General features: G+C 68.3%; 19 protein-coding genes. 6 read left to right on the forward strand and 13 right to left on the reverse strand.

All coding sequences use genetic code 11. From position 1 onward, the window contains the following. Window positions 1-214: 214 nt before the first annotated feature. The 3 genes from AB0B64_RS16195 to AB0B64_RS16205 all read left to right on the forward strand — a co-directional run bounded on the left by AB0B64_RS16195 (window position 215) and on the right by AB0B64_RS16205 (window position 4,456). Window positions 215-649, forward strand: coding sequence for an RpiB/LacA/LacB family sugar-phosphate isomerase (locus AB0B64_RS16195; protein WP_358178117.1), 435 nt, complete (start codon window positions 215-217; stop codon window positions 647-649). A 75-nt stretch (window positions 650-724) separates the two neighbouring features. Then, complete coding sequence (locus AB0B64_RS16200) at window positions 725-1,888, forward strand: amidohydrolase (protein WP_358178120.1); 1,164 nt, start codon at window positions 725-727, stop codon at window positions 1,886-1,888. 27 nt (window positions 1,889-1,915) lie between these two features. Beyond that, complete coding sequence (locus tag AB0B64_RS16205; protein ID WP_358178123.1) at window positions 1,916-4,456, forward strand: Tex family protein; 2,541 nt, start codon at window positions 1,916-1,918, stop codon at window positions 4,454-4,456. A 65-nt stretch (window positions 4,457-4,521) separates the two neighbouring features. Here AB0B64_RS16205 and AB0B64_RS16210 read toward each other — a convergent pair whose 3' ends face one another. From AB0B64_RS16210 to AB0B64_RS16220, 3 genes are read right to left on the reverse strand one after another with little or no spacing between them, the layout of a single operon-like run. After that, a complete protein-coding gene (locus AB0B64_RS16210; RefSeq protein ID WP_358178125.1) occupies window positions 4,522-6,162 on the reverse strand; it encodes an ABC transporter permease in 1,641 nt (546 codons plus the stop codon). Next, on the reverse strand, window positions 6,159-7,082 hold the full coding sequence (locus AB0B64_RS16215) for an ABC transporter ATP-binding protein (protein ID WP_358178128.1): 924 nt from the start codon (window positions 7,080-7,082) through the stop codon (window positions 6,159-6,161). The genes AB0B64_RS16210 and AB0B64_RS16215 overlap by 4 nt, the downstream gene beginning before the upstream one ends. Then, window positions 7,079-7,549, reverse strand: coding sequence for a MarR family transcriptional regulator (locus AB0B64_RS16220; protein ID WP_358178131.1), 471 nt, complete (start codon window positions 7,547-7,549; stop codon window positions 7,079-7,081). Before AB0B64_RS16220 ends, AB0B64_RS16215 begins: the two co-directional genes overlap by 4 nt. Window positions 7,550-7,750: 201 nt before the next feature. Here AB0B64_RS16220 and AB0B64_RS16225 point away from each other — a divergent pair, with 201 nt between their 5' ends. Continuing rightward, window positions 7,751-8,830, forward strand: a complete 1,080-nt coding sequence (locus AB0B64_RS16225; RefSeq protein ID WP_358178134.1) for a hypothetical protein — start codon at window positions 7,751-7,753, stop codon at window positions 8,828-8,830. A gap of 91 nt (window positions 8,831-8,921) precedes the next feature. On the opposite strand, the gene AB0B64_RS16230 is transcribed toward AB0B64_RS16225, so the two are convergent. Continuing rightward, the gene (locus AB0B64_RS16230) at window positions 8,922-9,773 is read right to left on the reverse strand and encodes a helix-turn-helix transcriptional regulator (RefSeq protein WP_358178137.1); all 852 of its coding nucleotides are present in this window, start codon (window positions 9,771-9,773) and stop codon (window positions 8,922-8,924) included. 11 nt (window positions 9,774-9,784) lie between these two features. Beyond that, window positions 9,785-10,537, reverse strand: coding sequence for a DUF6879 family protein (locus tag AB0B64_RS16235; RefSeq protein ID WP_358178140.1), 753 nt, complete (start codon window positions 10,535-10,537; stop codon window positions 9,785-9,787). A 172-nt stretch (window positions 10,538-10,709) separates the two neighbouring features. On the opposite strand from AB0B64_RS16235, the gene AB0B64_RS16240 reads away from it, so the two are divergent. Further along, on the forward strand, window positions 10,710-11,318 hold the full coding sequence (locus tag AB0B64_RS16240) for a hypothetical protein (protein ID WP_358178143.1): 609 nt from the start codon (window positions 10,710-10,712) through the stop codon (window positions 11,316-11,318). Window positions 11,319-11,640: 322 nt separating this feature from the next. On the opposite strand, the gene AB0B64_RS16245 is transcribed toward AB0B64_RS16240, so the two are convergent. The 6 genes from AB0B64_RS16245 to AB0B64_RS16270 all read right to left on the reverse strand — a co-directional run bounded on the left by AB0B64_RS16245 (window position 11,641) and on the right by AB0B64_RS16270 (window position 15,356). After that, on the reverse strand, window positions 11,641-12,132 hold the full coding sequence (locus AB0B64_RS16245; RefSeq protein ID WP_358178146.1) for a hypothetical protein: 492 nt from the start codon (window positions 12,130-12,132) through the stop codon (window positions 11,641-11,643). Window positions 12,133-12,288: 156 nt separating this feature from the next. After that, the gene (locus AB0B64_RS16250) at window positions 12,289-13,182 is read right to left on the reverse strand and encodes a sigma-70 family RNA polymerase sigma factor (RefSeq protein ID WP_357955949.1); all 894 of its coding nucleotides are present in this window, start codon (window positions 13,180-13,182) and stop codon (window positions 12,289-12,291) included. A 10-nt stretch (window positions 13,183-13,192) separates the two neighbouring features. Continuing rightward, window positions 13,193-13,579, reverse strand: a complete 387-nt coding sequence (locus AB0B64_RS16255; RefSeq protein ID WP_357955951.1) for an STAS domain-containing protein — start codon at window positions 13,577-13,579, stop codon at window positions 13,193-13,195. Between the two features lie 41 nt (window positions 13,580-13,620). Continuing rightward, on the reverse strand, window positions 13,621-14,598 hold the full coding sequence (locus tag AB0B64_RS16260) for a phosphotriesterase-related protein (protein WP_358178149.1): 978 nt from the start codon (window positions 14,596-14,598) through the stop codon (window positions 13,621-13,623). 47 nt (window positions 14,599-14,645) lie between these two features. Beyond that, window positions 14,646-14,822: a class I tRNA ligase family protein gene (locus tag AB0B64_RS16265; protein ID WP_357955955.1), complete on the reverse strand. Its 177-nt coding sequence runs from the start codon at window positions 14,820-14,822 to the stop codon at window positions 14,646-14,648. A gap of 69 nt (window positions 14,823-14,891) precedes the next feature. Beyond that, a complete protein-coding gene (locus AB0B64_RS16270; RefSeq protein ID WP_357955957.1) occupies window positions 14,892-15,356 on the reverse strand; it encodes a universal stress protein in 465 nt (154 codons plus the stop codon). Window positions 15,357-15,414: 58 nt separating this feature from the next. On the opposite strand from AB0B64_RS16270, the gene AB0B64_RS16275 reads away from it, so the two are divergent. Continuing rightward, window positions 15,415-15,780 carry a hypothetical protein gene (locus AB0B64_RS16275; RefSeq protein WP_357955959.1) on the forward strand — a complete coding sequence of 122 codons (366 nt, stop codon included), beginning with the start codon at window positions 15,415-15,417 and terminating at the stop codon, window positions 15,778-15,780. Here AB0B64_RS16275 and AB0B64_RS16280 read toward each other — a convergent pair. Both AB0B64_RS16280 and AB0B64_RS16285 read right to left on the reverse strand, forming a co-directional pair. Then, window positions 15,741-16,370 carry a DUF998 domain-containing protein gene (locus AB0B64_RS16280; protein WP_357955961.1) on the reverse strand — a complete coding sequence of 210 codons (630 nt, stop codon included), beginning with the start codon at window positions 16,368-16,370 and terminating at the stop codon, window positions 15,741-15,743. The genes AB0B64_RS16275 and AB0B64_RS16280 overlap by 40 nt on opposite strands. Before the next feature lie 166 nt (window positions 16,371-16,536). Next, complete coding sequence (locus AB0B64_RS16285) at window positions 16,537-17,466, reverse strand: anti-sigma factor RsbA family regulatory protein (protein ID WP_357955962.1); 930 nt, start codon at window positions 17,464-17,466, stop codon at window positions 16,537-16,539. Window positions 17,467-17,603: the final 137 nt, after the last annotated feature.

The following is a 17,603-nucleotide window of genomic DNA, read 5'->3' on the forward strand; positions in this document are numbered from 1 at the left end:
CCGGCAAACCGAGTGCGTGATCCGATTGCGCGATCCGGCTCCGCGCGGTGAAGCTCGTGGCGGGCATACCTGCGGTGGTAGCGGCGGCATAGGTGCCGAGGTGGCGACGGCAAGGGTGCCGTGGTGGCGGCATGTGCGCCATGGTTGGCGGCATGGGTGCCATGGTGGTGGCGGTATGGGTGCCGTCCCGACATATCCGGAGAGGTGAGCGAGCATGCGGATTTCGGTGGCGACCGACAGCCTGGACGGCGTGGCCGAGCGCGTCGTGAAGCTGCTGCGTACGCGCGGGCACGAGGTGGTCACGCACGGCGCGCTCAACCCGGAGGAACGCGACGACTGGGCGTGGGCGTCCGAGCTCGCCGCGCGCGACGTGAGCGAGGGACGCGCCGACCAGGCGGTCGTGTGCTGCTGGACCGGCACGGGCGCATCGATCGCGGCGAACAAGGTGCCGGGCGTACGGGCGGCGCTCTGCGTCGACGCCTACACGGCCGGCGGGGCCCGCAAGTGGAACGACGCCAACGTGCTGGCGCTGAGCCTGCGGCTGACGTCCGAGGTGGTACTCGACGAGATCCTCGACGCCTGGCTGGCCGGTGTACCGAGCACGGACGCCACAGACCAGGCGAACGTCTCCCACCTCGACACAATCTGACGACGCCTCGCCGTACGGGAAATGACCTTGGGCGGAATCGCGGAAACGTCGGTGCCGCCCTTTAGGGTGCTGGGCATGACGGATGTGCTCCTCCACGGCGGGCGGCCGTGGGGTCACGAGGCGCCTGCCGACATCCTCGTCCGCGACGGTCGTATCGAGCGGGTCGCGGCCGGGATCGACGCGCCCGCGGCGCAATCGTTCGACGTCACCGGCGGCCTCGTGCTGCCCGGCCTCGTCGAGGCTCACTGCCATCTCGACAAGACCCTCTACGGAGGGCCCTGGGTGCCCCACTCGGCCGCTGACACGCTGGCCGGTCGCATCGGCAACGACCTGGGCCGCCGCGCCGGGCTGGGCGTGCCGAGCGTCGAACGCGTCGCCGCGCTGCTGGCGCGGATGAGCGCCTACGGCACCACCCACGTCCGTACCCACACCGACATCGACCCGCTGGTCGGCCTGCGCGGCGTGGAGGCCGTGCGGGAGGCGGCGGCGGGCTCGCCCATCGACGTGCGCCAGGTCGCCTTCCCGCAGCACGGCGTGCTCACCAACCCCGGCACGGCCGACCTGCTCGAAGCGGCGCTCAAGAGCGGCGTGGAGGCGGTCGGCGGGCTCGACCCGGCGGGCATCGACCGCGACCCGGTGCGCCATCTCGACATCGTCTTCGGGCTGGCGGAGCGCTACGGCGCGCGGCTCGACATCCACCTCCACGACGGCGGCTCGCTCGGCGCCTGGGAGCTGGAGCTCATCACCGAGCGCACCAGGGTGCTCGGGCTGGCGGGCAGGGTGACGGTCAGCCACGCCTACGCGCTCGGCCAGGTCGACGAGGCCTACCAGGACCGCCTGGCCCAGGGCTTCGCCGAGGCCGGGGTGGCGCTGGCGACGGCCGCCGTCTACAGCTTCCCGGTGCCGCCGATCAAGAAGCTCCGGGCCGCGGGCGTCACGGTGGCGTGCGGTCATGACGGCATCCGCGACCTGTGGGGCCCCTACGGCAGCGGCGACATGCTCGAGCGCGCCATGCACGTGGCCTACCGCAGCACGTTCCGCAGGGACGAGGACATCGAGCTCGCGCTGGAGGCGGCCACCTACGGCGGCGCCCGCGTGCTCGGCCTCGACGCCTACGGGCTGGCTCCAGGCGACCGGGCCGACCTCGTCGTCGTCCCCGCGAGCGGCGCGGCCGAGGCCGTGATCACGCACCCGGCGCGCACTCTGGTCATGAAAGACGGCACCGTCCTGCACAATTGACCGGCGGGACCATCGAAAGGCAGGCAAGTGCTCTCTATTCACCAGCGGATCGCGGAAGAGCTCGGCGTACGCGACGGGCAGGTGCTGTCGGCCGTCGAGCTGCTCGACGGCGGCGCGACGGTGCCGTTCATCGCCCGCTACCGCAAGGAGGTCACCGGCGCCCTCGACGACGCCCAGTTGCGCACGCTCGAAGAGCGGCTGCGCTACCTGCGCGAGCTGGAGGAGCGCAGGACGGCGATCCTGGAGTCGATCGAGTCTCAGGGCAAGCTCGACGACGAGCTGCGCGCCCAGATCATGGCGGCCGACACCAAGGCCCGGCTCGAGGACATCTACCTCCCCTACAAGCCCAAGCGGCGCACCAAGGCGCAGATCGCCCGCGAGCTGGGTCTGGAGCCGCTGGCCGACCAGCTGCTCGCCGATCCCTCGCTCGACCCGGCCGCGCTGGCCGAGACATTCGTCATCAATGGCGCCAACGAAGGCGTCGCCGACGGGGCCGCCGCGCTGGAAGGCGCGCGAGCGATCCTCATCGAGCGCTTCGCCGAGGACGCCGACCTCATCGGCGGCCTGCGCGAGCAGCTCTGGGGTCGGGGCCGGCTGATCTCCACGGTCCGTGAGGGCAAGGAGGAGGCGGGGGCGAAGTTCTCCGACTACTTCGAGTTCGGGGAGCCGTTCACCAAGCTGCCCTCGCATCGGATCCTGGCCATGTTCCGGGGCGAGAAGGAGGAGATCCTCTCCGTCACGCTGGAGCCCGACGACAGCCCCGACTACGAGATGCGCATCGCCTCCCGCTTCGGCATCTCCGACCAGGGCCGCCCGGCCGACCGCTGGCTCAACGAGACCGTACGCTGGGCCTGGCGCACCCGCATCCTCGTGCACCTGGGCATCGACATCCGGATGCGGCTGTGGCAGGCGGCCGAGGACGAGGCGGTCCGGGTGTTCGCCACCAACCTGCGCGACCTGCTGCTGGCCGCCCCCGCCGGCACCCGCACGACCATGGGCCTCGACCCGGGCCTGCGCACCGGCGTGAAGGTGGCCGTGGTCGACGCGACCGGCAAGGTCGTCGACACCGCCACCATCTACCCGCACGAGCCGAAGCGGCAGTGGGACCAGTCGCTGGCCGTCCTGGGCGCGCTGGCGCAGAAGCACGGCGTCGAGCTGATCGCCATCGGCAACGGCACCGCCTCCCGCGAGACCGACAAGCTGGCCGGTGAGCTGGTCAAGCACATGCCGTCGGTGACCAAGATCGTCGTATCGGAGGCGGGCGCCTCCGTCTACTCCGCCTCGGCCTACGCCTCCGCGGAGCTGCCCGACCTCGACGTGTCGCTGCGCGGCGCGGTCTCCATCGCCCGCCGCCTCCAGGACCCGCTGGCCGAGCTGGTCAAGATCGATCCCAAGTCGATCGGCGTCGGCCAATACCAGCACGACCTCGCCGAGACCAAACTGTCCCGCTCGCTCGACGCGGTGGTCGAAGACTGCGTCAACGCTGTGGGCGTCGACGTCAACACCGCGTCGCCGCCGCTGCTCACCCGCGTGTCGGGCATCGGCGCCACCCTGGCCGAGAGCATCGTGCGCCACCGCGACTCCAACGGCCCCTTCAAGACCCGCGCGGCCCTGAAGGACGTGGCCCGGCTCGGGCCCAAGGCGTTCGAGCAGTGCGCGGGCTTCCTGCGCATCGCGGGCGGCGACGACCCGCTCGACGCCTCCAGCGTGCACCCCGAGGCCTACCCGGTGGTCCGGCGCATCCTCGGCTCGGTCCAGACCGACCTCAAGACGCTGATCGGCAACACGGCGACGCTGCGGGCGATCAAGCCGCAGGAGTTCACGGACGACACGTTCGGCCTGCCCACGGTCACCGACATCCTGCGCGAGCTGGAGAAGCCCGGCCGTGACCCGCGGCCGGCGTTCAAGACCGCGACTTTCAAGGAGGGCGTGGAGAAGATCTCCGACCTGCTGCCCGGGATGATCCTGGAGGGCGTGGTGACGAACGTGGCCGCCTTCGGCGCGTTCGTGGACGTCGGCGTACACCAGGACGGCCTGGTCCACGTCTCCGCCATGTCCCGAAATTACGTGAAGGATCCCCGCGACGTCGCCAAGCCCGGCGACATCGTCCGCGTCAAGGTCCTCGAGGTCGACATCCCCCGCAAGCGCATTTCCCTGACCTTGCGCCTGGACGACGAGACCACCTCCGAGGGCCGCGCTTCCCGCGGCCAGGGCGGCGCGGGCCGCGGCTCGGCTGGAGACGGCGGACGCGGAGCAACGGCCGGCCGTGGCGACGGCGGACCCCGAGGCGGCACGCGGGGTGACGGCGGTCGCGGTGACGCGCCCGGCGGTCGTGAGGATGGCGGACGCGGGGACGGTGCGCGAGGTGGCGGGTCCGGCGGACGCGGGGACGGTGCGCGAGGTGGCGGCGGTCGCGGTGACGGCGGGCAGCGCGGTGACGGCGGCCAGCGGGGTCGTGGAGAGGGCGGACAGCGCGGCGGTGGCGCACGCCGCCCGGCCCCCTCGGGCGCCATGGCCGAAGCCCTCCGCAAGGCCGGCCTGACCGGAGACGACCGCGGCTCGAAGTGACCTTCAGTCGCGCAGCTGTCGGATCCAACTGAGTCTGATCAGGTGCCGCGTGCCGGTCCGGTCCGTCACGTGATGCGGCGGCGGGTGAAACCGAACAACCCACCCGCCGCCAGCACCGCCGCGATCAGCACCAACACTGCGAGAGGGCTGACGGACAGCGCGGCGGCGGGCAGCTTCGGGACGTTGATGAATGGCGAGGCGTAGGCGATCGAGGGATTCATCCCCGGCACTTGCGCGATCAAGAAGACCAGGACGTTGAGCACGAGAATGGTCCAGGCGCCCGCGGTGGCGGCCCGTGGCGTCACGCCGTACAGAACACCGGTTATCCCGATCATGACCCAGACCGCGGGCGCGTACGCCAGCGCGGCGGCCGGCATCCGCGCCAGCTCCCCCGGCACATCGCCGCTCGCCAGGCCGTAGGTGAGTCCGGTGGCCAGGCCCAGGACGGCGAGCAGGGCGGCCGAGCCCATGGCCGCGATGAGCAGATGGCCGCCCAGCCACCGAGCGCGACCGACTGGGGCGGCCAGCATTGGTTCAGCCCGTCCGGACGCCTCCTCAGCGTGTGGCCGAAGCGCCGCCAGTACGCCGTAGGCTCCCGCGGCGAGCGCCAGGATGTACACGAAGAGGGCGAAGACGCCGTCCACCGGCCGGCCCTCGCCGCCAAGATAGGTGATCAGTTCCTGGAGCTGCTCGCTCTGGCCCGCTTGCTTCGTGACGCTCAGCGCGATACCGCCCAGGGCGAACCCGGCGCAGCAGAAGCCGACGGCCCAACCCGCAAGGCCGGTCCGATGCTGCCGCCAGGCGAGGGAGAGCGGACCGCGCAGGCTGTCGGACGCGGTAGCCGGGCCCTCGCGGGACGCGATCAGACCTCCGCCGATGTCCCGGCGCGCTGACAACGCGATGGCCACGCCGGCGAGGACCGCCGTGGCGATCACGGGGAGCAGCAGGACCCACCATCGTTCCCCGGCGAACGGCCGGACCCGGTGCGCCCAGCCGAACGGCGACAGCCAGGACAGAGGGGAGTCGCCGCTACCGGCATCATCGACCGCGCGCAATACGTACGCGACGGCCAGCACGATGAGAGCCATCCCGCGAGCGGAACCCGCGCCGACCGACAGCTGAGCGGTGACCGCGCCGACCCCGGCGAAGAACAGTCCCATGCTCGCGATGGCCCCTCCCAGCGCGAGCGCTCCGGCGAGCGGAAGACCGAGCCAGGCCAGCGCCGCCGCGGTCAGCAGACCCGCCAGGCAGCTTGCCACCGCGGTGACCAGCAGCGCCGCGGCCAGCTGAGCGTGGCGGCCGAACGGCGTGGAGCCGAGCAGCTCGCGGCGGCCGGTCTCCTCTTCGGTCCTGGTGTGCCTGATGACCATGAGCAGGCTGGCCAGCGCCGCGCCGAGCAGGCTTCGCACGCCGACCTGCCAGCTGATGATCGCGCCGCTGCTCGAGCCGAAGATCGGCCCGACCAGCGCGAGTTCCATCGGATTGCCCGCGACCCCGTCGGCCCACTCCTGCCGGTCGGCCGCCAAGGAGTACAACCCGATGACACCGGCCGCGGTGCTCGAAGTGATCGCGGCGAGACCGAGAATCCACACCGGGAGCAGGATCCGGTCCCTGCGCAAGATGAGCCGTACGGCCGACCACGTCCCGGCGAACGCGGATTCGGCGAAGGACGCGTGGCGGGGCACAAGGAGAGGGGCGGTGCTCATCGTGCCGCTCCAACCTGATCCGCCGGCCCGCCGGAGGAGCGGTCGTAGTGGCGCATGAACAGCTCCTCCAGCGTCGGAGGCGCGCAGGCGAGGGAGCGAATGCCGAACCGATGCAGGTATCCCATCGCATGGTCCAGTTCGGCGGTGTCGACGGCCAGGGTGGCCTTGGTTCCGTTCACCGACGGATCGTGCACACCGGGAAGGTCGGCCAGGCCGCTCAGCGGGGTGGCGGTCTCAACGGTGATGCTGGTCCGGGTCAGGTGGCGCAGTTCGGCCAGGGTGCCGTGTTCGACGGTCCGGCCGTCGCGCACGATGCTGACCCGGTCGCACAGGGCCTCCACCTCGGCCAGGATGTGGCTGGAGAGCAGGACCGTTCTGCCCGCCTGCTTGGCCTCGAGCACGCACTCCTGGAACACCGCCTCCATCAGCGGGTCCAGACCGGATGTGGGTTCGTCCATGATGTAGAGCGGCACGTCAGAAGCGAACGCGGCGATCAGCGCCACCTTCTGCCTGTTGCCCTTGGAGTAGGTGCGGCTCTTCTTCTTCGGATCGAGGCCGAACCGATCCAGCAGCTCGGCGCGGCGAGCCCGGTCGATACCGCCGCGCAGGCGGCCGAACAGGTCGATCACCTCACCACCGGTCAGGTTCGGCCACAGGTTCACATCGCCGGGAACGTAGGCCAGCTTGCGGTGCAACGCCACCGCGCTCTCCCAGGGGTCGGCGCCGAACAGACGAACGGCGCCGGAGTCGGCGCGCAGCAGGCCCAGCAGAACACGAACCGTGGTGGTCTTCCCGGCGCCGTTGGGGCCGAGGAAGCCGTGCACCTCGCCAGGCGCGACATTCAGCTCCAGCCCGTCCAGAACCGTTGCCCGGCCGAATCGCTTCACTAAGCCGGAAACCGCGATCACATTCGTCGTCATGACCGCTCTCCTCTGCGGTAGGCCTCCCAGCGACGGATCATCTCGTCGCCGTACTCCTTCTCCATGAAGCCGAGGAAGTCAGCGAACTCCTGCAGCCGTTCCTGTCGCGCCGGGTCACCGGAGACCAGCTTCATGCCACGCCGGGTCAAGTCCTTGCCGGTGGTCAGAAAGCCCAGCCGGGCCTGGGCGATCTGCAGCCAGCCGCCCTCTTTGAGCCGGTAGTGGTGCTGCCGCGAACCCGGAGCGGGCACCCGCTCGACGAAGCCGGCCTGCTGCATCTGGCGTACCACCGTGCTGATCGACGCCTTGCTGGCCTGCAACACGGTGGCCAGTTCGGTGATCGACCGCTCTGGGGGATCGCTGATCAGCAACCACCCGAACATCCGGCCTGCCGTACGGCTGCCGCCGGCGGTCTCGAAGAACAGGCCGAAGTGGTCCACGAACTCGAGCTCATCCTGTGTCGGCATCCTGCCTCCGTGGAAGTTTCGTACGTTCAGTTCATACTGAACGTACGTAACATATCAGAGTGGAACCGGCGCCTGTCCAGCCCTCGTGTCGAACCCGCGTGTGCGCTCCCGTCGCCAGGGGTCGCCCGCCGTCGGGGTGGGTCCGCTGCCAGCGCAACCTTGGCGAACCAGACGGACCCACTGGGGCGATACGGTCGGAGGGTGAGCACATCTGCGTACACCACGGCGATCACCCAGGCCCGCGACCTGCTCAGGTGGCGCTCACCACTGCGCACCGAGCTCTGGGCGGCCCGGCTCACGGCCACGCTGCGCCCGGCGGAGGTCCAGCCGCTCGTACGACAGCTCACCGAAGACGGCAGCCCGGAGGCGCGGCTCACCCTCGCCGCCCTGGCCACCGTGGAGCCCGCGGCTCTGGAAGCAGTGGAGACCGCCCCGGACGACGTCGAGACCGCGATTCTGGGCGATGAGGCGGAGCGAAGCGCCGCCGGACAGACGGCCGCGCGGGAGCCGGTAGGAGATAAGACGCTTCGGGAGACGCTGCGTGAGGCCGGGAGGGAGGCCGCGCGGGGACTGCCCGAGTGGGTCGGGCGAATGGGGCAGGTGGAGTGTGAGCAGGCGTGGTACGGCAAGGCCGACCGCTACGGCGAGCAGACCCTGGCCGCCCTGCGCTTCCGCTACCCCGACGACAAGGAACCGCACGTCCTGATCGTCGGCATCGACCAGGTCAACGGCGGGCTGGCGGTCGACGCGACAGTCGAGGAGCCGAAGTTTCTTGACGATCTGGACCTGCGACCGGCGGATCCGGCGGTGGTGGCGGGGCGGGTACTGGACGCGTTCGAGATGACCGACCTCGTCATGGGGGCACCGATCGCCGAGAGCCTGCCCGCCGTCCGCCCACTGGCGCTCGCCCGTGCGCAGACCGTCCCCGATCCGGTACGGCAGGCGCCCGATGACACCTTGTCCCGGTTCCTGGATCTGCCAGACCTGCCGGGAGCGCAGGAGGCGTTCGAGCAACTGGTCGAGTTCGTGGGCGATCGGCCCCTGTGGTGGAGTCCGGCCCGGGTCTCACGGTTCCTCACCTCCTGGTTGCCGCGCGAGGCGATCCTGACGGACGCGGCTGTCTCCGCCATGCCCGAGGTGGTCCGCGCCTGGAGCCGCTTCCACGGCGCCGAGCCGGAGGTGCTCCAGCAGATCGAGGCCGACGCGCCGCGCCTGCCCGCGCTGATGGCCGACGAGTCACTGGCGGGCCTCCGCAAACGCATCGCCCAAAGCGAACGATGACGCCGGGCTACGGCCTGGGCTCATCATTTGGCTACTTTTCGCCGGCCAGGCTTAGCTGAATGGCCCGTAAATACGCGGAGGACAGGCAGCTTCAACGCGAGGCGAGTGCTCGTCGCGCTGCATTGATCACGTTGTGCGCGTCGGCACCGTACACCGCGGACTCCTGGAGCGTCTTCCAGGTGCGCAGGTAGGTCTCGACGCTGCTCGCATCGTCGAGCCACAGTTCGGCATGCCATGTTTCGGTGACTACTTGGCGATCGTCGTAGATCCAGAAGCCGGCTCCGGGCGGGATCTTCAGCGAGGCACTCAGTGGCACGATGCCCAGCTCTACGGTGTCCATACCGATGACACCCATGAGGCGGTCAAGCTGCATGGCGAGTACTGAAGGCGGGCAGATCAGGGCGCGAAGCACTGGTTCCCAGAGGATGATGTGATAACGCCTGCCTCCATTGTAGAGAAGCTCTTGTCGTTTCATCCGAGACCGGACGGCTTCCTCGGTATCGCGCGGCGATTTGTGCAGTTCGGCGAAGCGAGTGAGCACGGCGCGTGCATAGTCGGGCGTCTGAAGAATGCCGACGATCCATGAGGACTCCCACGCGCGCAGCACTACGGCATTCGCCTGGGCCTCGTTGTGTACGTCCTGGACGGGCCTGTGACCTGCGGAGAGCTGGCGGCGCCAAGACCTGATATGCGACTCGAATCCTCGTAGTTTGGCGAGCAGTTCGTCATACGTCGCGGGCTGTCCACACGCGTCTACCCACACCCGCAGATCGTCGGGGGTGGGAGTCTGCTTGCCGTTCTCCAGCCGACTGACCTTGGACTTGTTCCATCCGTGCTTCTCGGCGAGTTGTGCACCGGTGAGCCGACCTCCAGGAGCTGAGAGCCTGATCTCCCGAAGCCGAGCGCCTAAGGCTTCGCGCGCTACCTGATAGTCGGTGCTCACTGGTGTTTCCGCTATTCCTTCGCGGTCATCCTCGCCGCGAACTCCTTGTAGGGAACCGCGTAGTGCTGTGCGATGTCACGCAGTCGGTTGTACTGATTGACGGCCGCCGGCTCGGTGATCAGTTCGGCGCCCGTGAGGTTGTCGCCGTCGTCGAAGAGGCACAGGGCGACGATGTGGGAGTCGAAGATCCAGAAGTCTTCGTCCGGGAGGTACGCGCGCTCGGCATCCGCGCGCCACATGTTGCGAACATCCTCGCCCAGAGCAGCGTTCTTCGCCGCGTGCGCGAGAAGGTACAGCTGTCCCGTGGTGGGCGGGTTGTCGACGATGCGCACCCGGCCGACGGCCGCGCCGTCCTCGGTCTTCGCGCGGATGGTGGTGCTCCACGGGGTGGTGAGGTCCCAAGTGGGCGTCTCACCTCGTACGAACTGGGCGTAGGTCTCGGTGGCTTCGTCGGAGGCGTAGCGTGCGCGCACCTCCAGATGCCATGCGCTGTGCTGGAAGTTCTTGAAGAGACGGGCGAATCGCTCCGGGTCGAGGATGCGTGGCTGGGTGTCCCGGTCGTGCGGACCGAAATCGATCAGCGTGTTGCGCGGCACCACAATGGGGATCTCGTCCTCGTCGAGGTGCTGAAGCTGGGCGATGACGTCGGGGTCGGTAAGTCGCGGCCCGTGGACGATGATCTCGCCCGTATCGAGGTCTTCATGCACGGCGGGACAGCCGCCCTCACCGGAGCCGGAGCCATTGAAGCGCAGTCGACGTGCCATGACCCGTTCCTTTCGGCGGAGACTGATCTCTCAAGGTTCCGCGAGGCGGGTGCTCCGTGTCCGAGCTTCCATCGTCCTGCGTCAACAACATCGCTCAACTTCGCGGAGCCGTCAAGCAACTTCGCGCAACCTCCATGGTGGCTCCCGGGCGGCTCTTCCTACCGTTCCCGGCATGGACAGTCATGGGACCACGATTGCCGCCCGGGTACCGTACGTCGTCGCCTACAACAAGGAGACCGTCGCGCTCGACCTGGTCGTCATCCACGACGTGTGGGCGCTGAGCGGGCGGCGATTGTCCTACACCGATCCCCGGGCAGACGATTGGAACCTGTCCGTGCTGTGGGCCCGGCAGAAGTGCGATCGGCGTGGGAAGGTCAACTACCAGGAGATGCACACACTCCGGCAGCGGGCATGCATGCTGCACCGACTGTGCCAGGTGTGCGAAGGTCCCGCGCTGGATCCCGGTACCGGGCGCCTGTCCTGGGTTTTCCACGAGAAGACGCACGCCACGACCGGCCGCCTCAGCAAGCCACCGACATGCATGCGGTGCATCCCCGAGGCGCTGGACGCGTGCCCGCGTCTCCAGCACCAGGCCCACGTCTACACCTCGCCCGACTACAAACCATGGGGAGTGAAAGGAATCGTCGTCTCCCCTTCCGGTCCGCCGACTCTCCACGACGTCCCACTGACCGACTGCCACACGCTGGAATACACCCTCGCCAGGGCCCTGATCGTGCACGTATCGGACCTGCGGCCCGAGATGGTCCAGAACGACCGGTAACCACAGGCGGGCCAAGCCCTTCTCAGAGAGCGAGATGGAACGGGCACCCCGAGCAAGTCCGCTACCAGCGGCAAGTCGCAGCAGCAACCACGAACATCACCATCTACAACTGGAGGAGTAGGTACGGGCGGCTATGCTGCGCACTGGACGTTTTACCGCCGCCCCCGCACGGGCGTCTCAAGGGAGATCAACGTAATGTACAAGGAGTTCGCCGCAGAGGCCGTGGTCTGGCTCGTCCCGGTCGTGGTCCTCATCGGCCTCGCTCTGATGGTCACCTCCTGACAGTCAGGGGCCGGACCGGGTGCGACCCCTGGCGTCCTGGTCAGCGGTAATACTCGGAGTGCACGACCGTGGTGACGTCACGGTCGAAGCGGATCCCGCCGTCGAGCCACCGGTTCCACATGTTCGAGAGCGTACGGGTTCTGACGGTGCATGACCCCCAGCGGGTGCGTTTGGCACGGATGGTGCCGACGTAGTCGTAGCAGGACCCGACCTTCTTGCCGTTGACCTTGAGCCGGGCGTTCAGGCTGACGGCATAGAGGGTTTTGCGGGAGATGTTGGTGATCCGCACCTTGACCAGGCACGTGTCCTTGCATCGGCCAAAGTAGATCTTGTACTTGACCAGGTGTGGCTTGGCGGTGCTGGAGAGGGTGGCCGTCGGACCCGCGGCCACCCCGACAAAAGCGGAAGCCCCCGTGAAAGCGGCCACCCTCGTGAAGGCGGGTGCCGGAGAAGCGGCGTCCCCAGCGGCCGGTGCCACAAGCACCGCCACCACCGTGGCCGCCAAGAAGAAGACGACGAGACCCTTGACCATGTTGCCCCCATAGCGTCAACATGCCGCTGCTTCCGCCCGTCGAAAACCGTCGAAAGCCATTGAAAGCGGCATCAGGGTCCCGATTAACCGTCAGGAAAATGACCGAGTCAATCGGTCTTCCGACCACACCCCTATTACCTCTCGTATTACCTCTCGTCACGAAGCCCAGGCGAGCAATGGACGCAGCTGTCGCAGGCGTTTCAGCGCCTGTTTCTCCAGTTGCCTGATGCGCTCTCTGGTGAGCCCGAGACGATCCGCGATTTCGGTATAGCTGCGGGCTTCATTGCCCGCCAGGCCGTACCTGAGTCTGAGGACGAATGCCTCTCGCGGCGGGAGCGAGGTGAGCACCTGGTGCAGTTCGGCGTTGAACGCGCGGCGCTCCGTGAACTCCTGCACCTGGAGACCGTCCTCGTCGGGGATCATGTCGCCGATGCTCCCCTCGCCGTTCTCGCCGACGGGCACGTCCAGGCTGACCGTCTCCTGGGCGAGCCGCCGTAGCACGGCGACGTGGCGGAGCGAGCGTTCCGCGGCCTTGGCGAGCTCCGCCTCCCGGGGCTCGCGCCCCAGGTCGGCGGCCAGTTGCCGGGCGATTCTGCTCAGTCGCGCCAGCTCTTCGGCGACGTGCGTGGGCAGCCGTACGGTGCGGCTCTTGTCGTGGATGCCGCGCTCGATGGCCTGGCGGATCCACCACATCCCATAGGTGGAGAACTTGTAGCCACGTTTGTAGTCGAACTTCTCCACGGCCCTGATCAACCCGAGATTGCCCTCCTGGATGACGTCGAGGAGTGGGAGCCCACGAAAGGCGTAGCGTCTGGCGGCGGCCACCACCAGCCGGAGATTGGACCTGATGAGCAGGTCCTTAGCACGCTGCCCGTCGCGGCGGACGTGTTCGAGCTCCGGTGTGCCCTCGCCACGGCTGATCAGGTAGCCCGAGTAGAGCCCCGCCTCGATCCGTCGTGCCAGGTCCACTTCGTCCGCGGCGGAGAGCAATGGTGTCTTTCCGATCTGCTCCAGATACATGCCGAGCAGGTCGGGCTCTTCGGCCGACATACCAATGCGACTACCCGGTAAACGGCGGCGAACTCCCCTGTTCATTGAGTTCCGCGATGGCGAGTTCGGCGGTGGTGCGGATGTCGAAGAACTTGTCGAGGGCGGTGATCGCGAAAAGGTGCTTACACCTGCCATTCAGCCCGGAAAGCAACAGCCGGCCGCCGGAGGCGGTCACCGCCTTGTGCAGATAAACGAGCACGGAAAGCCCGGAAGAATCGCAGACGCTGACCGCCTGCATGTCGATGACGAGTAAGGGTGGCTGGGTCAGGTCGAGCGCCTTGGTGACGCGATCACGCACCTCGGCCGCGGACCCGAAGTCGAAGTCTCCCGTGAGCCTGGCGATGACACACGGTCCCTGGAGCCCGAGGCTGATCGACAAGGCCTGCTCCGAAGTCACCCAGTTCCACCTACCCGCATTGCTCGCCCGATGCCACCACTTTACGAGAAGTAGCGTCTTGGGTTGGACACCAGCATCTGCTCGATCTGATCGCCGGTCACACCCGAGTCCAGCAGTGCGGCCAAGACCTCATCGTGGATGTGATCGTAGCGCCAGTTGGGCGCCATCGTGCGTAGTGCGTCATCCCAAGACTCCACAAAGTAGTCCATAAAGCAGGCGGTGTCGTGGCTGAGGACCATCCGATCAGCGTATCCCCGCTGGCAGAGGGCGGCGATGGTGGCCACCCGGTCGGACGTCGCATTGTAGACATCCAACCCGAATCTATCCATCCCCAGCGTGGCGCCCGTGTCGGCCAGACGCATCAGGTAGTCGAGATCGTTGGTGTCGCCCGCGTGCCCGACGACCACCTTCGTCAGGTCCACGCCCTCCTTGGCGAAGAGGTCGAGCGCGGTCAGCCCGCTCTGCGTGAAGGAGTTCGTGTGGACGGTGATCGGCGCGCCGGTACGCACGTGCGCCCGCGCGACGGCCCGGCCGATCCGCTCGACCCCGGGCGTCAGGCCCTTCTGCTCGACCACGCACTTGAGGAACGCCGCTTTGACCCCGGTGTCGGCGATGCCCTCGGTGAGGTCGCGTACGAAATCGTCGATCATCGGATCGGGCATGTCCAGGAGCAGGCCGGGGCCGCGGTAGTCGTACTGGTGAGGCAGCTCTTCGAAGCTGTAGATGCCGGTCGCGGCGATGATGTGCAGATCCGGCACTTCGGCGGCGATGCGCTGGATGCGGGGGATGTACCGTCCGAGGCCCCACACCGTCGGGTCCACGATCGTCCGCACGCCCTTCGCCGCCACCGCCTTGAGCTTGCCGATGGCGTCCGTGACCCGGAACTCCTCGTCCCACCAAGCGCCTTTGCCGTAGTTGTCGAGAAACTCGGTAGAGAGAACGAAGATGTGCTCGTGCATCAGGGTCTGACCGAGCTCATCGACGTCGACGGGACCGCGAACGGTGTTGACGGTGGGCATGAGCGCCTCCATACCGGCTGGTCGGTGCCGCCAACCTAGGCCGCCCCCTACCCCCCGTCAACAATGGACGAGCGTCGCCAGCGAGGTCTCCCTGTCACCGGGCTCTTGCGGCCGCCGGCGGTCAGGTAGTCGTGCACGAAGATCTCGGTGGGCAGCGGCAGGCCCGCCGCGAGCAGCATCGCGGGCCAGTACACCGCGTGAAAGCGGATCACGCCCTTGCCCATCAGATGGACCTTGCGCGCCCGGCACGGGTATGCCCCAGCCGCGGGCCCGGTCCGCGGCGCGCGAGACGCTTACTCCGGCGTGGGCACCACCAGCACCGGCCGGCGCGCGTGGTGCAGCACGCGGTCGGACGTGCTCCCGAGCAGCAGTGACTTCACCCCGCCCTGCCCCCGCGTCCCGGTGACGATCAACGTGGCCTCGATCTCGTTCGCCACGTCCACGATGGACGACCACACGGACAACGCGTCCGGCTCACACCGCGGCGAAGCGTCGAACCCCGCCTGTCTGGCCAGCTCCGCGCCCTGCGACGCGAGCTCTCTCATGGCCTGTCCGACGGCCTCGTCCTCGACGGGCGAATCGTCGATGGTCATCATCAGCCCGGCCGACGCCCGCGCCGAGGCCAGCGCCAGGCGTTCCCACACGGTCAGTACGACGGCGCGCGCGCCGGGCATCAGCGGGCCCGCGAAGGCGATCGCTGCCTTGGCGTCGTCGGAGCCGTCGTACGCGATCAGAATGGTCTGCTCAGTTGCTTCCATAGGCGAGCTCTTTCCAGATCAGCCCGTTTCACGCCCTGGAGCCGGGTAGCCAGCGGGTATGACTGTCACACAGTTCCGGGACCTGCCTCTCGCCGACCGTGACCGCGAATGGGACGCGGCGGCGGCCGACAAGCGGGTGCGTAAGTGGGCGGACGCTGAGAAGAAGCCCGACGAGAAGTACCGCCAGGCCTTCCTCTGGTACGACAGCGACGACGCCGACGAGTTCGGCGCCTACAAGCTGCCGATCGCCGACGTCGTCGGTGGTGAGCTGAAAGTCGTCCCACGGGCCGTGATCGCCGCCGCCGCGGTCGTGGACGGTGCCAGGGGCGGGGTCAAGATCCCGCAGGGCGACATCGAGAGGGTCAAGAAGAACCTGGCCAAGTACTACGCCAAGATGGGCGACACGCCACCCTGGGAGCGCTGAACCGAAGGCTTGAGCAGCGACATCCCGGCCAGGGCCAGCACCCCGATCTCGGTGAGGACCACGACCCGCTGGGTGAGCCCGGCGGGGATGTCGTCGTTGGACAACTCGATGCCGAACATCCGCACGACGTACGGGACCACGACGAGCAGCAGCGCGCCCAGCGCCACCGCGCTCAGGACCCGTACGGCCCTGGCGTAACGGACTCGCGCGTTGGCCAGCAGCATTCCCGCGGCCGGCATCACCAGGAAGGCGGCGAAGGCGGCATATCTATGGATGCCGCCCGACAGCGAAAGCGGCACCCCCGGCCGGTCCGTGGGGAAGGCACCGATCAGGAACATGCTCCCGCCCCACGCCAGCAGCAGCAGCACGACCCAGACACTCGCGCCCGCCCGGCGCAGCGACTCGGCGATCAGTGCCGAGCCGACCGCGAACAGCGTCAGCGAGGTCGGCAGCAGCCATCCCAAGGGCTGAAAAGCGTACTCACTGATCACGCTGTGCATGGGGTCCAGCCCCGATTCCGCGTGCAAGGTGAGCATGGCGCCGGCGCCGGTTCCGATGGCCGCGAATCCACTGACAAGCAATGCCTTCATGCTTCAAAGGTCGTGGAATACGGGCTTCCGGAGTATCGGAGATCGACCCGAACAGGCCCTGAAGCGCCCCTTAATACCTAGGTCGTAGCACTTCGGATACCGGCCCACTGACCTGCGGGAACCCACCCCTGGGTCTAGCCCGCCGCCTCAGGGTAGGTAGGGCCAGCTATACCACCGCGGGCAGGTCGAAGTAGACCCTGATCACGGTGGCGCCCGCTCGTGTGTGCACGCGGACCAGGTCGCTGAGCAGGTTGACGATCAGCAGGCCGCGCGAACCGGGAGTGCGCGGATCGACCGGCATCCGCCCGGCCAGCGGGTCGATGATGTGGCCCGAGTCGCTGACCTCGCACACCAGCCGGTCGGCTTCGGCCCAGACCCTGATCAGCCCGGCGCCGCCGCCGTGATCGAGGCTGTTGGCGCCCAGCTCGGCGACCGTCAGGCGGATGTCGTCGAGCCTGGCCCGGCTGAACCCCAGCTCGGCGGCCCGCCCGGCGGCCAGCCCGCGCGCGGCGGCCAGGTTGGTGTGGTCGAAGCGGAGCGAGAGGAAGTCGGCGGGCTCGTCCAGCGGCTGGTTGTGCCCGTCGACGACCTTCTGGGGCGCGTAGTCGCCGCTGTGCCACTCGCCGGAGCCGTCGCGCAGCACGGGATGGGTCTGCTCGGCCTCGCGGATGACCTCGGGGTCGAGCCCGTCGAGGTCGTAGGGGCACAGGATCGTGACATGGCGCCCGGCGAAGGCGTAGTTGATCAGGGCTTCGTGCTGGGCGCAGGCGGGATATTCCGTCACCGTGCGGCCCGGCCAGATGGGCTCGCCGATGATCCGTACGTGACCGACGGGGTGGCGGTCCGCGAACTCGCGGAGCACGGCGGGGATGATGCGTCCGGGATTGCGCCCGGCGCTGGTCATGTCGAGCAGAAGCACCTCGTCGGCGTCGCGCCCCAGCCCGGCCTTGATCAGGGCGAGATTCCTGGGCGGAACCGCGACGGCGACGGGCTCTCCCGAATCTAGCCCTTCGCGGACGAAAGCCGTGGTAGCCGCCACATATTCCCGATCGCCTCGATAGAAGAGTGCCGGGTGTACGAAGGGATCCGCCGCCATCACACTTCAAGCTACCTCGCCATGAGGTCTTTACGGCAATCCGTTGGGTATCCATGTGTTATGAAGAGACTCCAGATCGTCCGGCCGACGAAGCCCTCCCCCCGGCCGCTCCCTCTCGATCTGCGTACGCCCTCCGG

This window comes from Nonomuraea sp. NPDC049129 (assembly GCF_040648495.1).
Classification (GTDB): Bacteria; Actinomycetota; Actinomycetes; order Streptosporangiales; family Streptosporangiaceae; genus Nonomuraea.

What these genes read in the sequence shown, in the direction of transcription:
- AB0B64_RS16195 (WP_358178117.1), top strand. Translation starts at nt 215, where the DNA reads ATGCGGATTTCGGTGGCGACCGACAGCCTGGACGGCGTGGCCGAGCGC.
- AB0B64_RS16200 (WP_358178120.1), top strand. Translation starts at nt 725, where the DNA reads ATGACGGATGTGCTCCTCCACGGCGGGCGGCCGTGGGGTCACGAGGCG.
- AB0B64_RS16210 (WP_358178125.1), bottom strand. Translation starts at nt 6,162, where the DNA reads ATGAGCACCGCCCCTCTCCTTGTGCCCCGCCACGCGTCCTTCGCCGAA.
- AB0B64_RS16215 (WP_358178128.1), bottom strand. Translation starts at nt 7,082, where the DNA reads ATGACGACGAATGTGATCGCGGTTTCCGGCTTAGTGAAGCGATTCGGC.
- AB0B64_RS16220 (WP_358178131.1), bottom strand. Translation starts at nt 7,549, where the DNA reads ATGCCGACACAGGATGAGCTCGAGTTCGTGGACCACTTCGGCCTGTTC.
- AB0B64_RS16235 (WP_358178140.1), bottom strand. Translation starts at nt 10,537, where the DNA reads ATGGCACGTCGACTGCGCTTCAATGGCTCCGGCTCCGGTGAGGGCGGC.
- AB0B64_RS16240 (WP_358178143.1), top strand. Translation starts at nt 10,710, where the DNA reads ATGGACAGTCATGGGACCACGATTGCCGCCCGGGTACCGTACGTCGTC.
- AB0B64_RS16245 (WP_358178146.1), bottom strand. Translation starts at nt 12,132, where the DNA reads ATGGTCAAGGGTCTCGTCGTCTTCTTCTTGGCGGCCACGGTGGTGGCG.
- AB0B64_RS16250 (WP_357955949.1), bottom strand. Translation starts at nt 13,182, where the DNA reads ATGTCGGCCGAAGAGCCCGACCTGCTCGGCATGTATCTGGAGCAGATC.
- AB0B64_RS16260 (WP_358178149.1), bottom strand. Translation starts at nt 14,598, where the DNA reads ATGCCCACCGTCAACACCGTTCGCGGTCCCGTCGACGTCGATGAGCTC.
- AB0B64_RS16265 (WP_357955955.1), bottom strand. Translation starts at nt 14,822, where the DNA reads ATGGGCAAGGGCGTGATCCGCTTTCACGCGGTGTACTGGCCCGCGATG.
- AB0B64_RS16270 (WP_357955957.1), bottom strand. Translation starts at nt 15,356, where the DNA reads ATGGAAGCAACTGAGCAGACCATTCTGATCGCGTACGACGGCTCCGAC.
- AB0B64_RS16275 (WP_357955959.1), top strand. Translation starts at nt 15,415, where the DNA reads ATGACTGTCACACAGTTCCGGGACCTGCCTCTCGCCGACCGTGACCGC.
- AB0B64_RS16280 (WP_357955961.1), bottom strand. Translation starts at nt 16,370, where the DNA reads ATGAAGGCATTGCTTGTCAGTGGATTCGCGGCCATCGGAACCGGCGCC.
- AB0B64_RS16285 (WP_357955962.1), bottom strand. Translation starts at nt 17,466, where the DNA reads ATGGCGGCGGATCCCTTCGTACACCCGGCACTCTTCTATCGAGGCGAT.